This is a genomic window from Actinoallomurus acaciae (assembly GCF_042429965.1).
Taxonomy (GTDB): domain Bacteria; phylum Actinomycetota; class Actinomycetes; order Streptosporangiales; family Streptosporangiaceae; genus Actinoallomurus; species Actinoallomurus acaciae.
On sequence record NZ_JBHLZP010000634.1, the window covers coordinates 1 to 4,186 of the forward strand.

Annotated in this window: 6 protein-coding genes; 3 read left to right on the top strand and 3 right to left on the bottom strand. The window is 70.9% G+C overall.

What is annotated here, in order from left to right; genetic code table 11:
• Positions 1-652 (top strand): hypothetical protein (locus ACFFNX_RS43810; protein ID WP_378212167.1); only part of this gene is annotated, 652 nt, incomplete at its 5' end.
• A 36-nt stretch (positions 653-688) separates the two neighbouring features.
• On the opposite strand, the gene ACFFNX_RS43815 is transcribed toward ACFFNX_RS43810, so the two are convergent.
• Complete coding sequence (locus ACFFNX_RS43815; RefSeq protein WP_378212168.1) at positions 689-1,867, bottom strand: zinc-dependent alcohol dehydrogenase; 1,179 nt, start codon at positions 1,865-1,867, stop codon at positions 689-691.
• Positions 1,864-2,334 carry a hypothetical protein gene (locus ACFFNX_RS43820; protein WP_378212169.1) on the bottom strand — a complete coding sequence of 157 codons (471 nt, stop codon included), beginning with the start codon at positions 2,332-2,334 and terminating at the stop codon, positions 1,864-1,866. Before ACFFNX_RS43820 ends, ACFFNX_RS43815 begins: the two co-directional genes overlap by 4 nt.
• On the opposite strand from ACFFNX_RS43820, the gene ACFFNX_RS43825 reads away from it, so the two are divergent.
• A complete protein-coding gene (locus ACFFNX_RS43825; RefSeq protein ID WP_378212170.1) occupies positions 2,333-2,629 on the top strand; it encodes a hypothetical protein in 297 nt (98 codons plus the stop codon). The genes ACFFNX_RS43820 and ACFFNX_RS43825 overlap by 2 nt on opposite strands.
• 266 nt (positions 2,630-2,895) lie before the next feature.
• Here ACFFNX_RS43825 and ACFFNX_RS43830 read toward each other — a convergent pair whose 3' ends face one another.
• Positions 2,896-3,699, bottom strand: coding sequence for an SAM-dependent methyltransferase (locus ACFFNX_RS43830; protein ID WP_378212171.1), 804 nt, complete (start codon positions 3,697-3,699; stop codon positions 2,896-2,898).
• A 245-nt stretch (positions 3,700-3,944) separates the two neighbouring features.
• Here ACFFNX_RS43830 and ACFFNX_RS43835 point away from each other — a divergent pair.
• The coding region (locus ACFFNX_RS43835; protein ID WP_378212172.1) for a hypothetical protein at positions 3,945-4,186 on the top strand (242 nt) is incomplete at its 3' end.

Below are 4,186 nucleotides of genomic sequence, written 5' to 3' on the forward strand. Positions count from 1 at the left end.
GGCCGCCGCCGTCGCGGCCGCCGCCGTGATCACCGTGGCCGGCGTGGTGGTCTGGCCGGGCCTGCGCGGAGACGGCACCGGCCACACGCCCACGCAGTCGCCCTCCGCGTCCGCGTCCGCGGCCTCCGGCGACACCGGTGAGCTGTCCCGCACCCCGCGGCTCGGCCTGGAGTTCTGGCAGGACGGCACCCAGGACGCCATGTCGTTCGCTCACCGGGGCGGCAAGGACGTCGTGACGGTGGCGATGAGGAAGGCGCCGTTCGAGCTGCGCTTCCCGAAGCAGGCCGAGGACGTCGCCGTGAAGGTCTGCGCCTGGACCGATGACAGCGTCTTCAACCTCCAGGACGGCGCGTCGGTCGCCGCGAACCCCTGCCTCCGGCCGGGCACCGGGCTCGCGGACTACGAGTACGGCAGCGGCACGCTGTACCTGGACAACGAGGGCCACAACGAGTTCGTCGGCTCGAGGATCGCCCACCGGTCCGCCGACCAGGACCAGATCTACGTCGCCCAGACCTGGCATGACCAGCAGCGCACTCCCCTGCGGCAGTGGCAGGGCGACGTGTACCTGACGATCTTCATCGACAAGAACAAGGACGGCAGGGCCCGGCTCACCGGGCCCGCCGAGTACGAGTTCGTCGTCCTGCACTTCTGACACTTTGGACACTTCGGTCCGGCGGGGAGGGCGCGTTCAGGAGTGCGGGCGGAACGCCACGCGCACACAGCCGTCCTTCTTGTGCTTGAACATGTCATAGCCGCGGGGCGCGTCGTCGAGCGACATCTCGTGGGTGGCCAGCTGGCGTGCGGTCAGCTCGCCGCTCGCCATGCGCTTGAGCAGCATCGGGATGTAGCGGTGCCCGTGCTGCTGCGCCCCGGCGAACACCAGGCCCTTGTTCATCAGCATGCCGAGCGGGAACCGGTCCACCATCCCGCCGAACACACCGAGCACGAACACCGAACCGCCCTTGCCGCAGGCCTGGATGGCCTCGCGTACCGCGATGGGCCGGTCCTGCTGCATGTGGAGCTGCTGTTTGACCCGGTCGTAGGCGTACTGGCCGTCCGGGGCGCCGGTGGCCTCCATGCCGACCGCCTCGATGCACACGTCCGGACCGCGTCCGCCCGTACGCTCGTACAGGTCGGCCGGCACGTCGGACTGGGAGAAGTCGATCGTCTCGACGTCCATGTACCGCTCGGCCATGGCGAGCCGGTCGGGCAACCGGTCGATGACGATGACGCGTTCGGCGCCGAGGAGCTGCGCCGCGCGCGCCGCCATCTGGCCGACGCCGCCCGCGCCCCACACCGCGACGACGTCACCGGGCTTCACGCCGCCCATGTGGGCGCCCATCCATCCGGTCGGAGCGGCGTCGGAGGCGTACAGGGCGTCCAGGTCGCCGACGCCGTCGGGCACCGGGAAGGTGCCGAAGTCGGCGAACGGGACCCGGATGTACTCGGAGTGGCTGCCCTTGAAGCCGCCCATGGCGTGGGAGTAGCCGTACACGCCGCCGGTCTCGAAGCCGAGGGTGTCGCGCGCCAGCTCCCAGTTGGGATTGGTGTTGTCGCACAGCGACCACAGGTCGTGCGTGCAGTACCAGCACCGGCCGCAGCCGATGAAGGAGCACACGACGACGCGTTCGCCGACCTTGCGGCGGCGGACCCCGCGGCCGATGTCGACGATCTCCCCCATGAACTCGTGGCCGATCACGTCGCCCGCCTGCATGGTCGGGATGAAGCCGTCGATGAGGTGCAGGTCCGATCCGCAGGTCGTGCTCAGCGTGACCTTCACGATCGCGTCCTGGTCATTGAGGATCTGCGGGTCGGGGACCCGTTCGACCGAGAGCCGGTTCACGCCCTCCCAGCACAGCGCCTTCACAGCCGGCCTCCTCGACGGCCGGCGAACTCCAGGAGCTTGCCCGCCTGGGCGGGTTGCGCGGCGGCCGGCCAGTCCCCGCGCAGCACCTCGCCGGTCTCGATGATCTCCTTGGCGTCGCGGAGCGCCTGCTCGACCATCCGCCGCGGATCCTCTTCGGGATGCCGGTTGACCATTCCGGCGACCTTCGTACGCGGCAGGTCGCGCAGCCGCGCGCCGAGCTCGGTGCCACGGTCACCGGGCGCGGGAGCGATCTTGATGTCGACCGCGTCGCCGAGCCGGGTGATCGGCTCCGGGAGGTCGGACCGCGAGGCCAGCCGTTGCGGCGAGCAGTTGACGGTCACCATGATCCAGCGGTTCTTGAGCTCGCGCTCCCGTGCCGTCGGCCGGTTGGCCGCCCAGCGGGCGATGCCCACTCCGGCCGCCAGCAGTCCCAGTCCGCCGGCGACCCGCTTGACGTTCGAGGTCATGGCCGACGGCATCGCCGTGGGCATCCTCCCGGCCAGGCCCGCGGGCATGGTCATCCGGCCGGGCCTCCGCCGCGCCATGCACGCGGACATCCGCGTGGGCCTTCGCCCCGTCATCGGACCGGGCATCCGCGCCGCCATACGGGCGGGCATCCGGCCCATCATGCCGGTCGGCGTCCGGCCGGGCATGTGCTCCGCCATGCGCGTGGGCATCCGCGCCGCCATGGCGGCCTGGGCGGCGGACATGCGCCCTCGGGAAGGAGCGTTCATGCCCAGGGCCCGGCGGCCGAGCTCCTGACAGGCGGTGAGGATCGTTCGGGCCGAGGGCGCGAGCGATCCGTCGCGCATGACCCGGCGTCTGGGAATTCTCTCGGCGGCGAAGCGCCACCCGCGAATCTGCTGCTGCATGCGTCGGCACCGTTCGTATGTCGCTGGAATATCGCTCTGACCTGCGATGGTGCCGTACCCGCGCCGACCCTGGCGTCATGCGCGACCCGCGATCCGCGGACGAAGCTTTACCGCCGCCTTGCTTGTGCGGCCAGGGCTTCTGAAGGGCTTCCAGGGTCAGGCGACCGCGCCCACGCCGGCCAGCACCCAGGACGTGCCGTTCCCGGTCTCGCCGCGAACGTCGGGGTGCCATTCAGGCGCCGGCACGAGTCCGGGCGCCACCAGATCCAGGCCGCCGAAGAGGCGCTCGATCCGCTCACGGGGCCGCAGCACGGCCGGGGCCGTGGAGTTCGCGTAGGCGGCCGTTATCGTCTCGACCTTGTCCTCACGCTGCCCGGTGCCGGTGATCGTCGAGATCACCACCCGGCTGCCCGGCGGCACCGCCTCGGTGAACCTGCGTACGAGCCCGGCGGCCTCCTCGTCGTCGGGCACGAACTGCAGCACCGAGACGAACAGCACCGCGACCGGCTCGTCGAAGTCGATCAGGGCCTTGAGCCGGGGATCGCCGAGGATCACCTCCGGCTCGCGCATGTCCGCCCCGATGAACGTCGTCTGGTCGTCTCTGGCCAGCAGCGCCTCGCCGTGGGCGAGCACGATCGGATCGTTGTCGACGTACACGACGCGGGCCCCGGACGCGGCCTCCCGGGCGACCTCGTGCACGTTGCCCTCGGTGGGCAGGCCGGTGCCGAGGTCAACGAACTGCCGGATGCCGGTCTCCAGCGTCAGATGCCGGACCACGCGGCGAAGGAAGGCGCGGTTCTCCCGCGCGACCTGCCGCCCCTCGGGCATGACCGCCAGGATCGACTCGGCGGCCTTACGGTCGACGGCGAAGTTGTCCTTGCCGCCGAGGTAGTAGTTGTAGAGGCGCGCGGGGCTGGGCCTGGTGACGTCGGCTCCCCCCGCCGTCTGTGGCTCCGGCACGGCATACCTCCCAAATGATCCGAAAGCATCGTATCCGCGGATATTCCGGATCGCATCGCGAATGCGCCTCTTCGGGGGCATCCGCGGCCGTCGGACGCGTCATCCCGGTTCGCGACACGCCGCACTACTCGAAGCCTTTACCCGCAGTTGTCCGATTACGGGTGTCGATTCGTCAGGGAACGCCCCTACCGTCAGTACGAATAATCGGGAACGCCGCCGTATTTCGCGATCCGTGGGGAGGTCGAATGAACGCCTGGCTCCGGCGCCATCTGCGGAGGCGCCCCAAGCAGGACGATGCCGAGACGCCGACGGAAGACCTCGCCGGGACGCGTGCGCACGATCGGGGCCCTCGTGCCCCGGCCGACGCCGGGCGTCCGCCCGCGCCGGGAGACCAGAGGCACGGCAGGACCGTGCGCGAACTGGGGATCGCCGGAGCCGTCCTCCGCGCGGTGGAGCGGCGAGCGGCCGGCCGCCGCGTACGGCGGGC